The 18627-nt window shown below is 62.9% G+C and carries 19 protein-coding genes; 14 read left to right on the top strand and 5 right to left on the bottom strand.

The annotated features are described in order from the left end of the window. Positions 1-36 precede the first annotated feature (36 nt). On the bottom strand, positions 37-453 hold the full coding sequence (locus AACZ65_RS12115; RefSeq protein WP_339671199.1) for a hypothetical protein: 417 nt from the start codon (positions 451-453) through the stop codon (positions 37-39). Positions 454-586: 133 nt separating this feature from the next. On the opposite strand from AACZ65_RS12115, the gene flgB reads away from it, so the two are divergent. Genes flgB through AACZ65_RS12090 form a run of 5 tightly spaced genes read left to right on the top strand, consistent with a single transcriptional unit; the run spans position 587 to position 4162 of the window. Further along, positions 587-973 carry a flagellar basal body rod protein FlgB gene (flgB, locus tag AACZ65_RS12110; RefSeq protein WP_339671197.1) on the top strand — a complete coding sequence of 129 codons (387 nt, stop codon included), beginning with the start codon at positions 587-589 and terminating at the stop codon, positions 971-973. Between the two features lie 3 nt (positions 974-976). Beyond that, a complete protein-coding gene (gene flgC, locus AACZ65_RS12105; RefSeq protein ID WP_339671195.1) occupies positions 977-1393 on the top strand; it encodes a flagellar basal body rod protein FlgC in 417 nt (138 codons plus the stop codon). A gap of 11 nt (positions 1394-1404) precedes the next feature. Beyond that, on the top strand, positions 1405-2082 hold the full coding sequence (locus tag AACZ65_RS12100) for a flagellar hook capping FlgD N-terminal domain-containing protein (protein WP_052115316.1): 678 nt from the start codon (positions 1405-1407) through the stop codon (positions 2080-2082). 47 nt (positions 2083-2129) lie between these two features. Further along, entirely contained in the window at positions 2130-3386 is a 1257-nt protein-coding gene (locus AACZ65_RS12095) for a flagellar hook protein FlgE (RefSeq protein WP_339671192.1), read from the top strand. A 14-nt stretch (positions 3387-3400) separates the two neighbouring features. Continuing rightward, the gene (locus tag AACZ65_RS12090) at positions 3401-4162 is read left to right on the top strand and encodes a flagellar basal body rod C-terminal domain-containing protein (protein WP_339671191.1); all 762 of its coding nucleotides are present in this window, start codon (positions 3401-3403) and stop codon (positions 4160-4162) included. A 27-nt stretch (positions 4163-4189) separates the two neighbouring features. On the opposite strand, the gene AACZ65_RS12085 is transcribed toward AACZ65_RS12090, so the two are convergent. Continuing rightward, positions 4190-5383, bottom strand: coding sequence for an NAD(P)/FAD-dependent oxidoreductase (locus AACZ65_RS12085; RefSeq protein WP_339671189.1), 1194 nt, complete (start codon positions 5381-5383; stop codon positions 4190-4192). A 126-nt stretch (positions 5384-5509) separates the two neighbouring features. Between AACZ65_RS12085 and AACZ65_RS12080 the strand changes: the two genes are divergently transcribed. The 9 genes from AACZ65_RS12080 to ftsZ all read left to right on the top strand — a co-directional run bounded on the left by AACZ65_RS12080 (position 5510) and on the right by ftsZ (position 15359). Continuing rightward, the gene (locus AACZ65_RS12080) at positions 5510-6673 is read left to right on the top strand and encodes a putative peptidoglycan glycosyltransferase FtsW (protein WP_339671187.1); all 1164 of its coding nucleotides are present in this window, start codon (positions 5510-5512) and stop codon (positions 6671-6673) included. Then, positions 6670-7776 carry a UDP-N-acetylglucosamine--N-acetylmuramyl-(pentapeptide) pyrophosphoryl-undecaprenol N-acetylglucosamine transferase gene (locus AACZ65_RS12075; protein WP_339671185.1) on the top strand — a complete coding sequence of 369 codons (1107 nt, stop codon included), beginning with the start codon at positions 6670-6672 and terminating at the stop codon, positions 7774-7776. Before AACZ65_RS12080 ends, AACZ65_RS12075 begins: the two co-directional genes overlap by 4 nt. Further along, entirely contained in the window at positions 7773-9176 is a 1404-nt protein-coding gene (gene murC / locus AACZ65_RS12070) for a UDP-N-acetylmuramate--L-alanine ligase (RefSeq protein ID WP_339671183.1), read from the top strand. Before AACZ65_RS12075 ends, murC begins: the two co-directional genes overlap by 4 nt. Further along, positions 9173-9418, top strand: a complete 246-nt coding sequence (locus AACZ65_RS12065) for a DUF2484 family protein (RefSeq protein WP_037272915.1) — start codon at positions 9173-9175, stop codon at positions 9416-9418. Before murC ends, AACZ65_RS12065 begins: the two co-directional genes overlap by 4 nt. Positions 9419-9468: 50 nt before the next feature. Further along, positions 9469-10413 carry a UDP-N-acetylmuramate dehydrogenase gene (gene murB / locus AACZ65_RS12060; protein WP_339671180.1) on the top strand — a complete coding sequence of 315 codons (945 nt, stop codon included), beginning with the start codon at positions 9469-9471 and terminating at the stop codon, positions 10411-10413. A gap of 52 nt (positions 10414-10465) precedes the next feature. After that, positions 10466-11389, top strand: coding sequence for a D-alanine--D-alanine ligase (locus tag AACZ65_RS12055; RefSeq protein WP_339671178.1), 924 nt, complete (start codon positions 10466-10468; stop codon positions 11387-11389). Beyond that, positions 11377-12246, top strand: a complete 870-nt coding sequence (locus AACZ65_RS12050) for a cell division protein FtsQ/DivIB (RefSeq protein ID WP_339671176.1) — start codon at positions 11377-11379, stop codon at positions 12244-12246. Before AACZ65_RS12055 ends, AACZ65_RS12050 begins: the two co-directional genes overlap by 13 nt. 3 nt (positions 12247-12249) lie before the next feature. Next, on the top strand, positions 12250-13584 hold the full coding sequence (gene ftsA / locus AACZ65_RS12045; protein WP_037272922.1) for a cell division protein FtsA: 1335 nt from the start codon (positions 12250-12252) through the stop codon (positions 13582-13584). Between the two features lie 173 nt (positions 13585-13757). After that, complete coding sequence (gene ftsZ / locus AACZ65_RS12040) at positions 13758-15359, top strand: cell division protein FtsZ (RefSeq protein WP_339671174.1); 1602 nt, start codon at positions 13758-13760, stop codon at positions 15357-15359. 75 nt (positions 15360-15434) lie between these two features. Here ftsZ and AACZ65_RS12035 read toward each other — a convergent pair whose 3' ends face one another. Genes AACZ65_RS12035 through AACZ65_RS12025 form a run of 3 tightly spaced genes read right to left on the bottom strand, consistent with a single transcriptional unit; the run spans position 15435 to position 18495 of the window. Further along, on the bottom strand, positions 15435-16424 hold the full coding sequence (locus AACZ65_RS12035) for an NAD(P)H-quinone oxidoreductase (protein WP_339671172.1): 990 nt from the start codon (positions 16422-16424) through the stop codon (positions 15435-15437). Beyond that, entirely contained in the window at positions 16421-17320 is a 900-nt protein-coding gene (sucD, locus tag AACZ65_RS12030; protein WP_339671170.1) for a succinate--CoA ligase subunit alpha, read from the bottom strand. The genes AACZ65_RS12035 and sucD overlap by 4 nt, the downstream gene beginning before the upstream one ends. After that, on the bottom strand, positions 17320-18495 hold the full coding sequence (locus tag AACZ65_RS12025) for an ATP-grasp domain-containing protein (RefSeq protein WP_339671168.1): 1176 nt from the start codon (positions 18493-18495) through the stop codon (positions 17320-17322). Before AACZ65_RS12025 ends, sucD begins: the two co-directional genes overlap by 1 nt. Between the last annotated feature and the right edge of the window lie 132 nt (positions 18496-18627).

The raw sequence follows: 18627 nt of genomic DNA, 5'->3' as shown, positions 1-18627 counted from the left end.
AAGGGCGCTATCCAAAGATAAAGGCGCTTGTCGCATTCAGTCATCGCCAAAGAAGTCATCCTCTGCGTCTTCGCCGCTGCCCAACTCGTTCATCATCATAGAAAGCGCACCGCCCGCCAGATCGAGGCTGACGAGCTTGGGGGCCTTGGCCGGTTTGGGGGGCGGGGCGGGTTCAGGCTCCGGTTCCGGCGCAGGGGGCGGCAGAACCTCGGGTTCGGCCTTGACCGGTGGAGCGGGTTTGCGCGGGGCGTCGAGCGCTTCTTGCAAGAGGCGCAGTCGCAGGCGCAATGCAAGCGCGCGCTGCACCGGATCCTGGGTTTGAGTATAAACACTGTTGGCCAGCGGCAGGCTCTCGGTTGCAGGCAGCGTCAGCAGGCGCCCCAGCACACGGCTAAAGCTGCGGGGCAGGGTGAGCGGCTTGCGTAGCGGGGGGCGGGGGGGGGTCTCTGACATCGGCGTTCCTTGGTCTCGGGCCGGTTGGCACCGGAATTGCAGGGATGCGGGCAGGGCCGGGGCATCCACGATGTCATTCGCCCTGCAAGGACCGGACCAACTGCGCTGAAGCCCCCCGAAAGGACCCCGCGCCATGACAGATGCGTTTCGCGATCACCTGAGCCTCTTTGCCTCGGCGCTTACCTTGCGCGAGCAGCGTGGCGCGATGCTGGCGTCGAACATCGCGAATGCGGCGACACCGGGGTTCAAGGCGCGCGACATGGATTTCGAAACGGTCCTGAATGCTGAAACTGGTGGCGGTGCCCTCGCCACCAGCAACGGCCGCCATTTCGCGACCGGCGGTCCAAACGGCGGGCACGCGGGATACCGCGTGCCGGTCAATCCTTCGCTCGATGGCAATACGGTCGAACTGGCCGTGGAGCAGATGGAATTCGCGGAAAACAGCCTGCGTTACCAAACCAGTCTCACGCTGCTCAACCGGCGGATTTCTGGATTGAGCACGGCGATCAAGGGAGAATAAGCCATGATGATCAAGAATATCTTTGATGTCGCCAGCTCCGCCATGTCGGCGCAGATGGTGCGCTTGAATACGGTAGCTTCCAATATGGCCAATGCGCAGGCGGTGAGCACCACCAAGGAAGAGGCCTATCGCCCGCTGCGTCCGGTGTTCGAGACGATCTATGCTGATCAGACTGGCCAGTCGGGCTTGTCGACCGCGCATGTCACAGATGTGGTGCAGCTCGATCGCGAGCCCGTGCGCGCCTACCGCCCCGACCATCCGATGGCCGATGAAGAGGGCTTCGTCTACGAGGCGGTCGTCAATACCGACGAAGAAATGGTCGAGATGGTCGAGGCCAGCCGGCAATATCAGAATGTTTTGGAAACCGTCTCGACCCTGCGCACGCTGATGGCGCGCACGGTCATGATGGGCCAGGGTTAAGGAGCGCCATAATGCCCGACGTCAATACAGCAACCGGTGCAAGCGCCACGTTCACTGCCGCCGCCGCTGCCAATTCTGCGCCTACACGGACAGGCAACGGCGATCTTGGACAGCAGGACTTTTTGGCGCTGATGACCGCGCAGTTACAGAACCAAGACCCGTTCGCACCAATGGAAAATGGTGAGTTCCTCGCACAGATGGCGCAGTTTTCGACCGTTGCGGGCCTGGACCGGGTAAACACCACCCTAAGCGATATCGGCAGTCAGATCGGGGGAAATCGGATCGCAACCGCCTCATCGCTCTTGGGGCAGCAGGTGCTGGTGCCGGGTTCGCTGGCGCGGCCCGATGCCTCTGGTGGGGTGCATGGCGTCGCTGACCTGCCAGAGGCGGCCAGTGCCGTCACAGTGACTTATTCCGATGCCGAAACGGGCGCGGAACTCCATCGGCAAGACATGGGTGCACAGCCTGCCGGGCTGATGGGCTTTGACTGGGACGGCCTGCCGCCCCAAATCGTATCGTCACGCGGTGCGGTGCGGGTGGCGATCGAAGTGGACGGTGACACCACTGCCGAGCCTTTTGTCTATGCGCGAGTGGTCGGGGTCCAGATGCCCGAGAGCGGGCAGGACATGACCCTCAGGGTCGAAGATTACGGGCTGCGCAGCAGTCTTGAGATCACCGATATTCGCTGAACCCAACATCGCAACACCCCCTTCAACGATCAAACAGGACCAAATCCATGAGCTTTCACACTGCACTTTCCGGGCTGAATGCCGCGCAGACCGACATTTCCGTTACCTCGAACAACATCGCCAACGTGGGCACCCTCGGATTTCATGGCAGCCGCGCGGAGTTCGCGGACATTTACACCACCAGTCCCTATAGCCGCCCCGCATCGCAAATCGGGTCGGGTACCGAGGTCAGCCGCATAGGTGTGGATTTCAAACAAGGGTCCCTGACGGCGACTGGCAATGTGCTGGATCTGTCCTTGCAGGGGCCGGGTTTTTTTCAAGTGCGCACCGGGCCTGACGCGGGGGCCGATGCCGGCTACACTCGCGCCGGGGCCTTTGGCATGAACCGCGAGGGATTTGTGACCAATGCCGCCGGGCATTTCCTGACGGTTTTTCCAACCTCTGAGAATGGCGACACGCTGTCCACGACACAGACCCAACGCCTGCAAATCCCGCAACAATTCGGCACGCCGCAGCCGACGTCATCGGTCGATCTATCGTTCAACCTGTCGCTGTCGGATAACGGCGGGCTGGGGTCGCAAGCGGCCATTCCCGCCGCGGCTTTTGATCCGGCCGATCCCACGACCTATGCTGCGACAACGCAAATTCCTGTGCTGGATGGTGCGGGGCGTGCGGTGCCCGCACAAGCCTATTTCGTCATGTCGGATGCGCCTGATGCGTTGGACGGTGGGCTTGTCTACTCGGTTCAACTGGTCGTGGACGGCGTGACCGCTGCCGCCGATCCGTCGGCCACATTGTCCTTTGATGCGGGAGGGGCGCAGACCGGAGGCCTTGAAGCCATGAGCTTTGCCCTCGGGGATCAGTCTCTTTCGCTGTCTCTTGCCGGGTCGCGTGTCTCGGACGGTCCCTTTGGCGCGATTGCCTTGTCCCAGAATGGCACCCGGCAGCTTGATCTGTCGTCTGTCGATGTGCGCCAGGACGGGACCGTCTGGGCGAACTATGGGGCTGAAACCTCGATTGCCGTGGGGCAGGTTGCGGTTGCAAACTTCTCCGACATCCAGGGCTTGGGCAGTATCGGAAGCGCGACCTACCGCGCCTCGCGCGAATCTGGCGAGGCCCGTTTGGGTGTGCCGGGCTCGAGCGGTTTCGGGGCTGTGCGATCCGGTTCGGTCGAGCGCTCGAATGTCGATCTGACGGAACAACTGGTCAATCTGATCATGGCGCAGCGGAACTATCAGGCCTCCGCCAAGGCGCTCGAGACCAACGGAACCTTGGCCGACACGGTCATGAACATCCGTAGCTAAGGCAGGGCGCCACCATGGACCGCATGATCTATACCGCGCTCAATGCCTTGGGCGTCAATCGCGACAGCCAGGTGGCGCAGGCGCAAAACCTCGCCAACCAGACCGTGCCGGGCTATCGCCGCGACCTTCCCAACGAAGGCGGGGTACGGTTTCTGGAAATGATGGAGGGCCTGACCACGCGTGCTTTTCAGGTCGAGACAGGTCCCGCCGGGTTTTCACAGGAAACAGGCAGGCTCACACGCACGGACGAGGAACTCGATGTCGCGATCGCCGATCAGGGGTTTTTCTATGTAAAGCCTGACTCCGGCGATCCGGCCCTCAGTCGCCGTGGCGACCTGCGGCGCGATATTGACGGCACGCTGCGTAACGGCGCTGGCGATGCCATGCTGGGGCCAAGCATGGCCCCAATTCAGGTGCCCGCCTATCGCAATATCCGGATTACCGACATCGGTGAAATCTATATCCAGCCGCTTGATGATCCCGAGGGCGAGCCGGTTCTGGCGGGCGTCTTGGCCACTGTGGTGCCACCTGCGGAGATGGCGCTGACCAAGGGCGAGGACGGCCAGATCAGGACCGTCGAGGGCCCCCTGCCGCCACCCGATCAGCGCGCGGAGGTGTTGCAGGGCACATTGGAGAGCAGCAACGTCAACCCGGTCGAGGAACTGCTGTCCACCATGCAGATGCAGCGCAATTTCGAACTTGGCATGCGCATGGTCCTGACCGCGCGCGAACTGGATGAAGGTGGCGCGCGCATGATGCAGGCACCAGAGGGGTAAGGCTGGCACTTGTCCGGTGACGGCAGTTCAGCCTTTCGCAGTTCCTGCAATCGCCGTGCCTGCGGCCCATCCCGACGACCAGGCCCATTGGAAATTGTAGCCGCCAAGCCACCCGGTCACATCCACCGCCTCGCCAATCGCGTAGAGGCCGGTCAGGTGGGTTGATTGCATGGTTTTGGACGAAAGCCCTTCGGTGTCGATCCCGCCCAAGGTGACTTCGGCGGTGCGATAGCCTTCGGTGCCAGTTGGTTTCATCTGCCAGCCCCTCAGGGCGCTGATGATTTCGGCCAAACGTGCGTCGGAATGATCGGCAAGATTGCCGGCAAGGCCCAGGCCGTGGGCCAGATACGCCACGAGTTTGGCGGGCAGGTGGTGCCCGAGCTCGGTCGTCACATTGCGGCGGCCGGCAGTTTGACGCTGCTGGCGGAGCGCGTCGAACAGAACGGCGGTGGGGTCCAAGTCAAGGGTGATGGCCCGACCCTCGCGCCAATAGGAAGAGATTTGCAGGATCGCAGGGCCTGACAGGCCGCGATGCGTGAAAAGCGCTGCTTCATCAAAGCTGACTCCATCGCAACTGGCACGTACTGGCAGGGCAGTGCCTGAGAGCGCGGCAAATGTTCCGTCAGAAAAGGTGAGCGGGACGAGCGCGGGCCGCGTCTCGGTGATTTGATGGCCGAATTGCCGTGCGATGTCATAGGCAATGCCGGTGGCACCCATCTTGGGGATGGATTTGCCGCCCGTGGCCAGCACAAGGTTGCGGGCTGTGACGGTCACGCGGCGCCCGTCGCGGTCGAGCGTGGCGCGAAAATGGTTTCCGTCATGCGAGATGTCTGTGACCTGTGTCGACAGCCAGAGATCAGCCCCGGCTTGGCGCAGTTCCTTGACCAGAAGGGTCACGATCTGGGTGGCCTTGTCGTCACAAAACAGCTGTCCGAGGGTTTTCTCGTGCCACGCCACGCCGTGACCTGCGATGAGATCGAGAAAATCCCATTGGGTATAGCGCGAGAGCGCCGATTTGCAGAAATGCGGGTTGGCCGAGATGAAATTTGCCGGTGTCGTGCCAAGATTGGTAAAGTTGCACCGCCCACCGCCTGAGATGCGGATTTTTTCGCCCGGTGCGCGCGCGTGGTCAATGACCAGTGTGCCCGGCCCGGCATGGGCCGCGCACATCATGCCGGCGGCCCCGGCCCCAAGGATGAGCGTGTTGCAGTCGTGGCGCATGAGCTTGGCTCTGACGCGAAAAGCCGCCGATTGGCAAGGGGATAGTGCTGGTATTAAGGTCAAAACAACGCTAGAATATGTGTCAGACCCCGAAAAGGGGCGCAAGATGCATGAGGCGGCAGGCAGATGACAGAAATGGTCTATGGGGCACTGCCCCTGCGGGACGCAGAGCCCGTCCTTCCCAAATGGTGGCGCACAATCGACAAATGGACGCTGACTTGCGTTCTGATCCTGTTCAGCATCGGCATGTTGCTGGGGCTTGCGGCCTCGCCGCCGCTTGCCGAAAAGAACGGGCTGGGCGCGTTTCATTACGTGCAACGGCAGGCACTATTCGGGGGCATGGCCCTGGCTGTGATGGTGCTGGTGTCGATGATGCGCCCAGAGATGGTACGACGCATGGCGGTTCTGGGATTTCTCGCCGCCTTTGCCGCGCTGATTGCCCTGCCGTTTCTGGGGACAGACTTTGGCAAGGGGGCGGTGCGGTGGTACAGTCTCGGATTTGCATCGGTTCAGCCGTCAGAGTTTCTCAAGCCCGTGTTCGTGGTTGTGGCCGCTTGGATGATGGCTGCGAGCCAGCAGGTGAACGGACCGCCGGGGCTGAGCTGGTCGTTTCTTTTGACGATCGTCATCCTAGCCTTTCTGGCGATGCAGCCCGATTTCGGACAGGCGGCGCTCGTGCTGTTCGGTTGGGGTGTGATGTACTTTGTCGCTGGCGCGCCGGTGACGCTTCTCTTGGGGATGGCGGGGGGAGTGGTGCTTGTGGGCAGTTTCGCCTATGCCAATTCCGAGCATTTCGCGCGTCGGATCGACGGTTTCCTTAGTCCCGAGGTGGACCCGACCACGCAGCTTGGTTTTGCCACCAATGCGATCCGAGAAGGTGGGTTCTTTGGTGTGGGTGTGGGCGAAGGGCAGGTCAAATGGAGCCTGCCGGACGCGCATACGGATTTCATCATCGCAGTCGCCGCTGAGGAATATGGGCTAGTGCTGGTGCTTTGCATCATCGCTCTCTACGGCAGTATCGTGGTGCGTTCTCTCCTGCGCTTGATGCGTGAGCGGGACCCTTTCATTCGTCTCGCGGGCACGGGCCTTGTGGTCATGTTCGGGGCGCAGGCAATGATCAACATGGGCGTCGCTGTGCGCCTTTTGCCCGCCAAGGGAATGACCCTGCCGTTTGTCAGCTATGGCGGTTCGTCGGTGGTGGCAGGCGGGATTGCTTTGGGCATGCTCTTGGCCTTTACCCGAACGCGACCGCAGGGGCAGATCGGGGATATCCTGCGGGGGCGTTCATGACCGCGCAACAGCCATTGTTGATCATCGCGGCGGGCGGAACCGGCGGGCATATGTTTCCCGCGCAGGCCTTGGCCGAGGTGATGCTGCGGCGTGGCTGGCGAGTGCGGCTGAGCACGGATGCGCGTGGCGCGCGTTACGTAGGGGGCTTTCCCCATTCGGTTGAAATCGAGCAAGTGGCAAGCGCCACTTTCGCGCGCGGCGGATTGCTCAACAAGTTGCTGGCCCCGTTCCACATTGCAGGCGGCATTCTGGGCGCAAGCTTGCGGATGATGCGGGACAAGCCGGATGTGGTGGTGGGCTTTGGCGGCTATCCGAGCATTCCGGCGCTGACAGCGGCCTGGCTTCTCCGGCGTCCGCGTATGGTGCATGAGCAAAATGGCGTGCTGGGGCGGGTCAACAAGGTTTTTGCACGTCGTGTCGATGTGGTTGCCTGCGGCACCTGGCCGACAACCCTGCCCGAAGGGGCAAAGGCTGAGCATGTGGGCAATCCAGTGCGCGCAGCGGTGCTGGAGCGGGCAGGTGCGGGTTATATCGCGCCGGGCGATTATCCGATGTCGGTGCTGGTGATTGGCGGCTCTCAGGGGGCGCGTATCCTCAGCGATGTAGTGCCTGCTGCCATTGCCGCGCTGCCTGCGGCAATCCTGCGCAATGTCCGGGTCAGCCATCAGGCCCGCGAGGAGGATATCAATCGCGTGGCGCGGTTCTATGCCGAAGCGGGGATTGACGCCGATGTGCAGCCCTTCTTTCGCGATGTCCCGCGCCGTATGACCGAGGCGCAGCTTGTCATAAGCCGCGCGGGTGCGTCGAGCATCGCCGATGTCTCTATCATCGGGCGGCCTGCGATCCTCATTCCGTATGCTGCTGCTGCGGGCGACCATCAGGCCGCCAATGCCCGTGGGCTGGCCGCCGCGGGCGGGGCGATCGTGATCCCCGAGAGCAGATTGACCGAGACCGTGCTGACCGAACAGATTGGTGCGGTGTTGGCCGATCCGACTGGCGCGTTGATGATGGCGCAGGCCGCGCTGAGCTGTGGCATGCCTGACGCCCCCCAAAATCTGGCCGATATGGTCGAAGACCTTGCGCAAAAAGGGCAAAAGCAATGAACGCAGCCACCAAGCTTCCGACGGATATCGGTCCCATCCACTTTGTCGGGATCGGGGGCATCGGGATGTCGGGGATTGCCGAGGTCTTGATCAACCATGGCTACCGGGTGCAGGGTTCTGATCTCAAATCCACGCCTATTACCGAGCGTTTGGCGGGCATCGGGGCGACAGTTTTCGAGGGGCAGCGCGCCGAGAACCTCGCTGGTGCGGAGGTGATCGTGATCTCGTCTGCGATCAAGCCCGGTAATCCGGAATTGGACGAGGCGCGCAAGCGCGGTCTGCCCGTCGTGCGCCGGGCCGAGATGTTGGCCGAGTTGATGCGCCTCAAGTCCAACATCGCAGTGGCGGGCACCCATGGCAAGACCACGACCACGACGCTTGTGGCCGAGCTTTTGGTCAAGGGGGGGATTGATCCGACGGTCGTCAACGGCGGCATCATTCACGCCTATGGCAGCAATGCGCGGATGGGGCAAGGCGAGTGGATGGTGGTCGAGGCCGACGAGAGCGATGGCACATTCAACCGTCTGCCCGCGACCATCGCCATCGTCACCAATATCGACCCCGAGCATATGGAGCATTGGGGAAATATCGAGCGGCTGCGGCAGGGGTTTTACGACTTCGTAAGCAATATTCCCTTTTACGGGCTGGCGGTCTGTTGCACCGACCACCCCGAGGTTCAGGCGCTTGTGGGCCGCATCACCGACCGCCGTGTCACGACCTACGGTTTCAATGCGCAGGCCGATGTGCGGGCGGTCAACCTGCACTACGAAAAGGGTGTCGCGCATTTCGATGTGGCGCTTCAGGCCGAGGGGCGGGCGATCGAAGGCTGTACTCTGCCGATGCCAGGCGACCACAATGTCAGCAATGCACTCAGCGCGGTGGCAGTGGCACGGCATCTTGGCATGAAAGCTGATGAAATTCGTGCGGCTCTGGCCAGTTTCGGTGGCGTCAACCGGCGCTTTACCCGTGTGGGTGAGGTGAACGGCGTGACGATCATCGACGATTACGGTCATCACCCGGTCGAGATTGCGGCCGTGCTGCGCGCAGCGCGGCAGGCCACGACGGGGCGGGTGATCGCGGTGCATCAACCGCATCGTTACAGCCGTCTGTCCAACCTTTTTGACGATTTTTGCGGCTGCTTCAACGAGGCTGACGTGGTGGCCATCGCAGAGGTTTACGCGGCAGGCGAAGCCCCCATTCCTGGGGCAAGCCGCGATGATCTGGTGGCAGGGCTCATTCGTCACGGTCACCGCCACGCCCGTGCGATCCGTGATGAAGAGGATCTCGAACGTCTGGTGCGGGAACAGGCCGGGCCGGGGGATATGGTGGTCTGCCTCGGGGCCGGCACCATCAGCGCTTGGGCCAACGGGCTGCCGGCGCGCCTTGGCGTGGCAGCATGACGGTGTCCTTGGTTCTGGCGTGCCTTTGGGCCCTCGCCGCCAATCTGCTTGCCATGATGCCAAGTCGTAATCATCACTGGCGGCGCGCCTATCTGCTCATGGCGCTTGGTGTGCCGATCCTCGGCTTTGTCACATGGCAGAACGGGCCGTGGATCGGTCTAATGGTCATGGCTGCCGGGATGAGTGTGCTTCGGTGGCCTGTGATCTATCTCGGGCGGTGGATGCGACGGAAAGTTGGCTAGGGGATGCGCAAGGCTTTACCTTGCGCGCGTCAGAAGGCAAAAGCGCCGTCATGAACAACATGCCACAGACCAGAGGCGCGATGACGCCTGACCGACCCTTGGCCGATCTGACCTGGCTACGCGTCGGCGGCCCGGCGGACTGGCTGTTTCAGCCGGCGGATATCGAGGATCTCGCGGGCTTTCTGTCCGGGCTTGATCCCGCTGTGCCTGTGTTTCCCATGGGCGTTGGCAGCAATCTGATCGTGCGCGACGGGGGCCTCCATGCGGTGGTGATCCGGCTGGGGCGCGGGTTCAACACCATTCGCGTGGACGGGCCGCGCGTGATCGCCGGGGCGGCCGCGCTTGACGCCCATGTGGCGCGACGGGCGGCAGAGGCGGGGGTGGATCTTACGTTCCTTCGCACCATTCCGGGCAGCATCGGGGGCGCGGTGCGGATGAATGCGGGCTGTTACGGTGCCTATGTGGCGGATCATCTGGTAGAGGCCAAGGCCGTGACACGGGGCGGCGAGGTGGTGACACTCGCGCCTGATGCGCTGCAATTCGCCTATCGGCACAGCATGCTGCCTGAGGGCTGGGTAATTATCGAGGCGACTTTCGAGGGGGTTCTGGGGGATCCGGCGGTGCTGGAGGCCAAGATGGCGGAGCAAATCGCCAAGCGCGACGCCACGCAGCCCACCAAAGAGCGCAGTGCGGGCAGCACATTTCGCAACCCGGCGGGGTTTTCCTCGACCGGGCAGGCGGATGATGTGCATGATCTCAAGGCGTGGAAGGTCATCGACGAGGCAGGATTGCGCGGCGCACGGCGCGGCGGGGCACAGATGAGCGAGATGCACCCCAATTTCCTGATCAACACCGGCGGCGCCTCGGCCGCCGATCTTGAGGGGTTGGGCGAGGAGGTGCGAAAAAAGGTTTTTCAAATGCGTGGAATAGAGTTAGAGTGGGAAATCATGAGGGTTGGTGAACCGGCTCCGGGCATATGCCCACAGGCAGACTAACAAAAACAAATCGACAACAGGGCTGGTGAACCAGCCCGGGACATTGAGGCACATGGTGGTTGGTTCGAGCAGAACAACCCCGAAAGTGGCGGTGATCATGGGCGGCCCCTCGGCGGAGAGGGACGTGTCGCTCTCTTCAGGGCGTGAGTGCGCCGTCGCGTTGCGGGAAGCAGGGTTCGAGGTGGTCGAGGTGGATGCCGCGGCCGATCTCTGCGCGCGTTTACAAGAGATAAAGCCGGACGTGGTATTTAATGCCCTGCATGGGCGTTGGGGCGAGGATGGGTGCGTGCAGGGGATGCTGGAGTGGATGCACCTGCCCTATACCCATTCGGGGGTGTTGTCCTCGGCGCTTGCCATGGACAAGGAACGCACCAAGGCGGCCTATCGCGCGGCGGGCCTGCCGGTGGTCGAAAGCATTCTGGCGCCCCGCGACGAGGTGCGCATGCGGCATGTGATGCCGCCGCCCTATGTGGTCAAACCATACAACGAAGGTTCGTCTGTGGGTGTCTATCTTGTAGAGGCCGGAGCAAACAGGCCGCCGGCCCTCTCGGAGGACATGCCCGAGGTGGTGATGGTCGAAGCCTATGCCCCAGGGCGCGAGCTGACCACGACGGTGATCGGTGACCGGGCGCTTACGGTGACGGATATCGTGACCGAGGGCTGGTATGACTACGATGCCAAATACAAGCCCGGCGGCTCGCGTCATGTCGTGCCCGCCGATATCCCCCAGGAGATATTCGATGCCTGCCTCGACTATGCGCTGCGCGCGCATGTGGTTCTGGGGTGTCGTGGCGTCAGTCGCACCGATTTCCGATGGGATGCGGCGCGCGGCCTTGACGGGTTGATCCTTCTGGAAACCAACACTCAGCCGGGGATGACGCCCACGTCGCTGGTTCCGGAACAGGCGCAGGCGCTTGGTATTTCTTTTCCGGAGCTTTGCCGCTGGATGGTGGAGGATGCGTCATGCAACCGGTGATCCCGCGCACGGACCCTGCGCCGTCGCGAATGTCCTACCGCCTGCAGCGCCTGATGTTGACGCCGCTCTATCGGCGGCTGATCCGTTTTGGCCTGCCGATGCTGGTCGTGACGGCGGCGATTGGCGGCTATCTGAGCAGTGAGGCGCGCCGCACGGCCCTGGTTGAGCAGTTTGCCGAAATCCGCCACCAGATCGAAACCCGCCCTGAATTCATGGTCAACCTTCTGTCTGTCGAAGGGGCCAGCACCAGCGTTCAAGAGGATATCCGCGAGATTTTCCCCTATGACCTGCCAGCCAGCTCCTTTGATCTGGTGCTCGACGATATTCGCGTGATGATCGAGGAACTGCCCGCAGTGGCCCGCGCCGAAGTGCGTATCCGTCAGGGCGGTGTTCTGGTGGCCGAAATCACCGAACGCGTGCCTGTCGCGCTTTGGAAAACACGCGATGCGCTCAACGTGATCGACATCGAGGGTCAGGTGATCGGTGTGGTCCAGGCCCGCGCCGACCGCGCCGACCTGCCTGTCGTGGCGGGCGATGGCGCGCCGGAACAGGTGGTCGAGGCGATCGACATCCTGCGAGCGGCGACACCTTTGGGGATGGACCTGCGCGGTCTCGTGCGGATGGGCGAGCGGCGATGGGATCTGGTGCTGGCAGATGGCAAGCGCATCCTTTTGCCTGAAAACGGCGCGGTGCGCGCGCTTGAGCGGGTGATCGTGCTGCACGGCGCGCAGGATATGTTGGGTCGTGACCTGGCCTCGGTCGACATGCGCATTGCTGCGCGCCCGACAATTCGACTGAACGAGAATGCCATGGAAGACTGGTGGACGATAACACAAATGAGTTTGGGGACGAACTGAACCATGATCGAGCTCTACGAATCCCAACGGGCGATGCGCCACATGCGCAAGGCGGCGATGCAGCGCGGGGTGGTCGCGGTGCTGGACGTCGGCACCTCCAAGATTGCCTGTCTGGTGCTGCGCTTTGACGGCACCGAGCGGCTGCATGAGGCCGAAGGCATTGGCCGGATGGCCGGGCAGGCCGGGTTCCGGGTGATCGGGGCGGCTACGACGCGTTCGCGCGGGGTACGTTTTGGCGAAATCGACGCCATGGCCGAAACCGAGCGCGCCATTCGGACCGCGGTTCAGGCGGCGCAAAAGATGGCCAATATCCGGGTTGATCATGTCATCGCCTGTTTTTCTGGCGCAGGGCCGCGCAGCTATGGGCTTGCGGGGCAGGTCGAATTGGAAGGCCATACCGTCAGCGAGCAGGACATCAGCCGGGTGCTGAGTGCCTGTGATGTGCCCGATGTCGGCGAGGGTCGAGAGGTGCTGCATGCACAGCCGGTGAATTTTGCGCTGGATCACCGCAGTGGCCTGATAGATCCGCGCGGCCAGATGGGGCAGGTGCTGGCGACCGACATGCATATGCTGACGGTCGATGGCGCGGCGATCCAGAACCTCGCCTATTGCGTCAAACGCTGTGATCTGGAACTCGCGGGGGTGGCCAGCTCCGCCTATGTGTCAGGCATCGCGGCCCTGGTCGAGGACGAGCAGGAACTGGGTGCCGCCTGTATCGATTTGGGTGGCGGCACCTCGGGCGTATCGATCTTTATCAAGAAGCACATGATCTATGCCGACTCTGTGCGCATGGGCGGCGATCACGTGACCAATGACATCTCGATGGGGCTGCAGGTGCCACAGGCGACCGCGGAGCGGATCAAGACATTCTACGGCGGGGTTGTCGCGACGGGCATGGACGACCGCGAAATGATCGAGATTGGCGGCGATACCGGCGATTATGAGCATGACCGCCGCCGCGTGAGCCGGGCCGAGTTGATCGGCATCATGCGTCCGAGGGTCGAGGAAATTCTCGAAGAGGTGCGCGCGCGGCTGGATGCTGCAGGGTTCGATCATCTGCCAAGCCAGCAGATCGTATTGACCGGGGGCGGCAGCCAGATCCCCGGCCTTGATGGGTTGGCGAGCAAGATTTTAGGGCAACAGGTTCGGCTAGGACGCCCGCTGCGTGTGCATGGCCTGCCGCAGGCGGCAACCGGGGCCGGGTTCGCCAGTGCCGTGGGCATGTGCCTCTTTGCAGCCAACCCGCAGGACGAATGGTGGGATTTCGAGATTCCCGTTGATCGCTATCCGGCGCGGTCGCTCAAGCGGGCGATGAAATGGTTTCGGGACAACTGGTGATCGCAAGATATGGCGTCATCGGCGAAATCCCGCGAAAAAGACCAGAAATAAGGCCATATTTAGTGGTCAAAACGTGTTTTTTAGGTGACGATTGGGCTAACCATCGGTAAGAATGGGTGCAATCAGGCGGAAAACAGCCCGCGAATGTGGGCATCAGGACAGGCGGACAAGCTATGACACTCAACCTCACTATGCCCGGACATGACGAGCTGAAGCCCCGTATCACCGTTTTCGGTGTGGGTGGGGCAGGTGGCAACGCCGTGAACAACATGATCGAGAAGCGTCTCGATGGTGTGGATTTCGTGGTGGCAAACACAGATGCGCAGGCCCTCAGCCAGAGCAACGCGGAAAGCCGTATCCAGCTGGGTGTCAAAGTGACCGAGGGTCTGGGGGCCGGGGCGCGGGCGTCTGTCGGGGCCGCCGCCGCCGAAGAGAGCATCGAGCAGATCGTTGACCACCTGGCGGGTGCGCATATGTGCTTTATCACCGCGGGCATGGGGGGCGGCACCGGGACAGGTGCAGCCCCGATCATCGCGCAGGCCGCGCGGGAACTGGGCGTGCTGACGGTTGGTGTTGTCACCAAGCCGTTCCAGTTCGAGGGCGCCAAGCGGATGCGTCAGGCAGAAGAGGGTGTCGAGGCGCTGCAAAAGATGGTCGACACGCTGATCATCATCCCCAACCAGAACCTGTTCCGTCTGGCGAATGAAAAGACGACCTTCACCGAAGCGTTCAGCATGGCCGACGACGTGCTCTATCAGGGCGTCAAGGGTGTAACCGATCTGATGGTGCGTCCCGGCCTGATCAACCTCGACTTTGCCGATGTGCGCGCCGTGATGGACGAGATGGGCAAAGCGATGATGGGCACCGGCGAGGATAGCGGCGAAGACCGCGCCATCCAGGCCGCAGAAAAGGCAATTGCCAACCCGCTCCTCGATGAAATCAGCCTGCGGGGTGCCAAGGGCGTGCTCATCAACATCACCGGCGGTCATGATCTCACGCTCTTTGAGTTGGACGAGGCCGCCAACCGTATCCGCGAAGAAGTGGACCCGGATGCCAATATCATCGTGGGCTCGACCCTCGATCCGTCGATGGAAGGCTCGATCCGCGTCAGCGTCGTGGCCACGGGCATCGACGTAAGCCAGGTGGCCGCCGATCTGCCGGTGCCGCGCCGGTCGATGGCACAGCCGCTCAAGCAGCAGGTGAGCGCCGAAACAGCCCCGGTGGCCAAGCCGGAACCCGCACCGGTCGCCGCCCGTGTGGCCGAGCCGGAGCCCTCGCTCTTTGCGGCGATGGAGACGCAGCGTGCCGCCGCCGAAGATCAGATGGAAGACATCTTCGAAGAGGACGTCGCCGAAGACGAACTGCCCCCTCCTGCCTATCAGCCGCGCGTCGAAGAGTTCGCGCGCAACACCTATGACGACGAAGAGGAGCTGGACGCCTATGTCGCCCCGCGCGCCCCGGCCCCCGGCACCCCGTCGCCTGAGGCGCTCCAGCGGTTGCAGGCGGCTGTCGGTCGCGCCCCGGTGCAGCCGCAACAACGCCGGCCCGAACCCGAGGCGCGCGTCGCAGAAGAGCGCCCGCGCTTTGGCATCAACTCGCTGATCAACCGCATGACCGGCCATTCCGCCGAGACCGAGCGCGCACAGCCCGCCGCCCGCCCCTCGCGGCAACAGCCGACGATGGGCAGCGCACAGCCGCAGCAAGCCCCGGCGCGCGCCCATGACGAGGACGAGCAGATCGAGATCCCGGCATTCCTGCGGCGTCAGGCCAACTGACGGCCATCTTGAATCCAAAGAAAAAGCCGCCCCTTGAGGCGGCTTTTTTGTTGTCTTGCGCGGCGACGTCTGTGTTCACATCCGCAACAGGATCTTGCCGTGGTGTTCGCCTTTCTCCATCAGCCGATGCGCCTCTGCCGCCTCTGACATCGGCAGGACGCGGTGCGTCACGGGGCGCAGTTTTTCGCTGGCAAAGAGAGGCCAGACAGTCTCGCGCAGGGCTTCGGCCACTTGCGTCTTGAAGCCTTCGGGGCGCGAGCGCAGGGTGGAGCCTGTATAGCTCAGGCGTTTGAGCATCACCGGCATGAGATCAATCTCGACCTTGGACCCCATGTTGAAGGCAAGCTGGATGATCCGCGCATCATGGCGCGCGGCCTTGATGTTGCGCGCGACGTAATCACCGCCGATGATGTCGAGGATGATGTCTGCTCCGCCTGCCTCGCGCGTGAGGGCCACAAAATCCTCGGAGCGAAAGTTGATGGCGCGGTCTGCGCCCAATGCCGTCACAAACTCTGCCGCCGCGTCATCGCCCACCGTGGTCAAGACGGTGAGGCCCATGGCCTTGCCCAGTTGGATGGCCGTCGAGCCGATGCCGCCCGCGCCACCGTGGACAAGGAATACCCCGTCTTTGGGCAGGCTATGCCCCAGAAACACATTGCTCCACACTGTGAAGAAGGTCTCGGGCAGACCTGCCGCCTCAATCTCGTCCACGCCCTCAGGGATAGGCAGGCAATGGCTCGCATCTACGGCTACAAATTCAGCATATCCGCCGCCATTGGTCAGCGCACAGATGCGGTCGCCGGGGTGCCATTGGCTTACATCCGCACCACAGGCCACCACCTCGCCAGACACTTCAAGACCGAGCAGGTCCGAAGCGCCCTTGGGCGGAGGATAATGCCCGCGTCGCTGCACAAGGTCCGGGCCGTTCACACCGGCGGCGGTGACGCGGATCAGCACCTCGCCGGCGCCACATTCGGGCAGGGGGCGGGTGCCCGGGATCAGCACTTCGGGGCCACCGGGGGCGCTCATTTCGATGACGCGCATGGTGTCGGGCAGGGCGGTCATCGTGCGGCCGCCTTTTGCGGTGCTTTGGCGGTCGCGCGCGCTACTGCGGAAACGACATCATCTGCATGAGCCGCAATTTCGACCCCGGCCGCACGCAGCCGGGCGATCTTGTCCTCCGCCGTACCCCCGCCGAGCACCGAAAGTGTGCCCGCATGGCCCATACGCCGCCCGCGTGGCGCGTGACGGCCAACCACAAGGGCCACGACCGGCTTGCCGTAATCGACGGATTCGAGATAGGCGGCGGCTTCTTCCTCGCCGCGCCCGCCGATCTCACCGATCAGAACGACTGCCTCGGTCTCGGGATCGTCGCGGAACGCCTTGAGGCAGTCGACAAAACCCACGCCATGCAGCGTGTCACCGCCAATGCCGACGGTGGTCGACTGCCCGAGCCCCGCCTTGCTGCATTGCGCCAGAATTTCCGATGTCAGCGAAGCCGAGCGCGAGGCGATGCCGATATGACCCGGCATGGCATTCACTGTTGGCATGACCCCGATCTTGCACTGACCCGGTGTCAGGATCCCTTGGGAGTTCGGGCCAATGAGCACAGTGTCGGTGCCCGCGAGCGCCTGCTTGACGCGGCTCATGTCGTGTTGTGGGACGCGCTCTGTCACGCAGACGACCACGCCGATCCCAGCCTCGATCGCCTCGATCATTGCCGGTCCGGCTTGCGGGGCGGGCACGATTACGAGGCTGGCATTCGCCTGTGTGCTCTCAGCCGCCTCGCGTACGGTGTTGAAGAGCGGCAGGCCGAGATGCCGCGCACCGCCCTTGCCGGGACGTACGCCGCCGACGCAAGTGGTTCCGTACCGTATTGCCTCGTCGGTGTAGAAGGTGCCAGAGCGACCAGTCATGCCCTGCACAATCAGCCGAGTTTCGGAATTGACAAAGATCGCCATCAGCGTGCCCTCCTCTGGCCTGCCAGCTCTACCACCCGCCCGACGGCTGCCGACAGCGTGTCGCAGCTCTCGACCGGCACCTTTCGTTCGCGCAGGATGCGGTGGCCCCAATCGGCATGCTTGCCAGAGATATAGGCAATCACCGGCAGTTTGCGCGTGGCCTTAGCATAGGCAAAGTTGACGCCCTCGGCCACCGTATCGGCAGAGGTCATTCCGCCGCCGTGGATCGTGAGCAGGATTGCCGTCACGCGGTCATCGGCCAAGAGGATCTCGACCCCGCGCGCCACATCCATGCTGCTGGCGGTGGTGCGGATATCCATGAAATTGGCAGGCTTGCCGCCCGCGTCCATGATCATGTCATTGGTCGCAAGACCAAGTCCCGCGCCATTCGCGATGACACCGATATTGCCGTCGAGCCGTACGAGATTGATATTGTGTTTCTGGGCAGCGAGTTCATCGGCGGGGGCCGGGCGATCCGCTACCATTGAGGCGAATTCCGGGCGACGAAAGCTTGCGTTGGGATCAATCGCCACCTTGGCATCCACCGCCATCCAGCGGCCATCGCTGGTGCGAGCAAACGGATTGATCTCGATCAGGGTCATGTCGTTTTCGGTAAAGGCGTGACGGGCGGCAAAGATTGCGTCGATGGCCGCGCTTTGCGTCTCGATGATGCCGACGCCAGTCAGGAAGGAGGCAATTTCGGCACGCGCCTCGGGGCTATCAGGGGAAAGGGGGCAGTTTTGGGCGGTGTCCTCGTCCATACGCGCACGCTGTTCGAATTCGACCCCGCCTGCACTCGAGGCGAGAAGCATCGGTTGCCCGGTCTCGGGAGCAAAGGCGATGGCGACAAAGCAGCTTTGCGCGATGTCGATGGCGGCCTCAACCTGAACAATGGTCACGGTCTCGCCCGCCGGTCCGGTCTGATCGGTCACAAGAGTCGAGCCAAGCAGGCGACGCGCCTCATCCGCCACCGCAGACGGGGTGGCCGCAAAGCGGATACCGCCCGCAAGGCCGCGCCCACCCGCGCCGATCTGCGCCTTGACCACGTATTTGCGTGCGTCGATTTCCTTGCAGAGGCGTTGCGCCTCGTCCGGGCTGCGCGCGGGGCGTCCATCAGGTGCCAGCACGCCATATTGCGCGAGCAATTCCTTGGACTGGTATTCGGCGAGAAACATGGGTTGCGCCTCCTCTGTGCTTATGGTTCTTGGTATACCAGATACCAAATTAAGTCAACGCTACCCATGCCTGCCTCGGGACAGGCAGGGGGTCGTGCCTCTGGATCTTGTCACCGCTTTGCGTCAGGTTCC

It is taken from the genome of uncultured Roseovarius sp. (assembly GCF_963972555.1).
Classification (GTDB): Bacteria; Pseudomonadota; Alphaproteobacteria; order Rhodobacterales; family Rhodobacteraceae; genus Roseovarius; species Roseovarius mucosus.
Note: the sequence above shows the minus strand (reverse complement) of the source record. Positions and strands in the feature narration are given on the sequence as shown.

Bases quoted from the DNA above. Each gene is read 5' to 3' on its own strand.
- AACZ65_RS12115 (WP_339671199.1), bottom strand. From the start codon at position 453: ATGTCAGAGACCCCCCCCCGCCCCCCGCTACGCAAGCCGCTCACCCTG.
- flgB (WP_339671197.1), top strand. From the start codon at position 587: ATGACAGATGCGTTTCGCGATCACCTGAGCCTCTTTGCCTCGGCGCTT.
- flgC (WP_339671195.1), top strand. From the start codon at position 977: ATGATGATCAAGAATATCTTTGATGTCGCCAGCTCCGCCATGTCGGCG.
- AACZ65_RS12100 (WP_052115316.1), top strand. From the start codon at position 1,405: ATGCCCGACGTCAATACAGCAACCGGTGCAAGCGCCACGTTCACTGCC.
- AACZ65_RS12095 (WP_339671192.1), top strand. From the start codon at position 2,130: ATGAGCTTTCACACTGCACTTTCCGGGCTGAATGCCGCGCAGACCGAC.
- AACZ65_RS12090 (WP_339671191.1), top strand. From the start codon at position 3,401: ATGGACCGCATGATCTATACCGCGCTCAATGCCTTGGGCGTCAATCGC.
- AACZ65_RS12085 (WP_339671189.1), bottom strand. From the start codon at position 5,383: ATGCGCCACGACTGCAACACGCTCATCCTTGGGGCCGGGGCCGCCGGC.
- AACZ65_RS12080 (WP_339671187.1), top strand. From the start codon at position 5,510: ATGACAGAAATGGTCTATGGGGCACTGCCCCTGCGGGACGCAGAGCCC.
- AACZ65_RS12075 (WP_339671185.1), top strand. From the start codon at position 6,670: ATGACCGCGCAACAGCCATTGTTGATCATCGCGGCGGGCGGAACCGGC.
- murC (WP_339671183.1), top strand. From the start codon at position 7,773: ATGAACGCAGCCACCAAGCTTCCGACGGATATCGGTCCCATCCACTTT.
- AACZ65_RS12065 (WP_037272915.1), top strand. From the start codon at position 9,173: ATGACGGTGTCCTTGGTTCTGGCGTGCCTTTGGGCCCTCGCCGCCAAT.
- murB (WP_339671180.1), top strand. From the start codon at position 9,469: ATGAACAACATGCCACAGACCAGAGGCGCGATGACGCCTGACCGACCC.
- AACZ65_RS12055 (WP_339671178.1), top strand. From the start codon at position 10,466: ATGGTGGTTGGTTCGAGCAGAACAACCCCGAAAGTGGCGGTGATCATG.
- AACZ65_RS12050 (WP_339671176.1), top strand. From the start codon at position 11,377: ATGCAACCGGTGATCCCGCGCACGGACCCTGCGCCGTCGCGAATGTCC.
- ftsA (WP_037272922.1), top strand. From the start codon at position 12,250: ATGATCGAGCTCTACGAATCCCAACGGGCGATGCGCCACATGCGCAAG.
- ftsZ (WP_339671174.1), top strand. From the start codon at position 13,758: ATGACACTCAACCTCACTATGCCCGGACATGACGAGCTGAAGCCCCGT.
- AACZ65_RS12035 (WP_339671172.1), bottom strand. From the start codon at position 16,424: ATGACCGCCCTGCCCGACACCATGCGCGTCATCGAAATGAGCGCCCCC.
- sucD (WP_339671170.1), bottom strand. From the start codon at position 17,320: ATGGCGATCTTTGTCAATTCCGAAACTCGGCTGATTGTGCAGGGCATG.
- AACZ65_RS12025 (WP_339671168.1), bottom strand. From the start codon at position 18,495: ATGTTTCTCGCCGAATACCAGTCCAAGGAATTGCTCGCGCAATATGGC.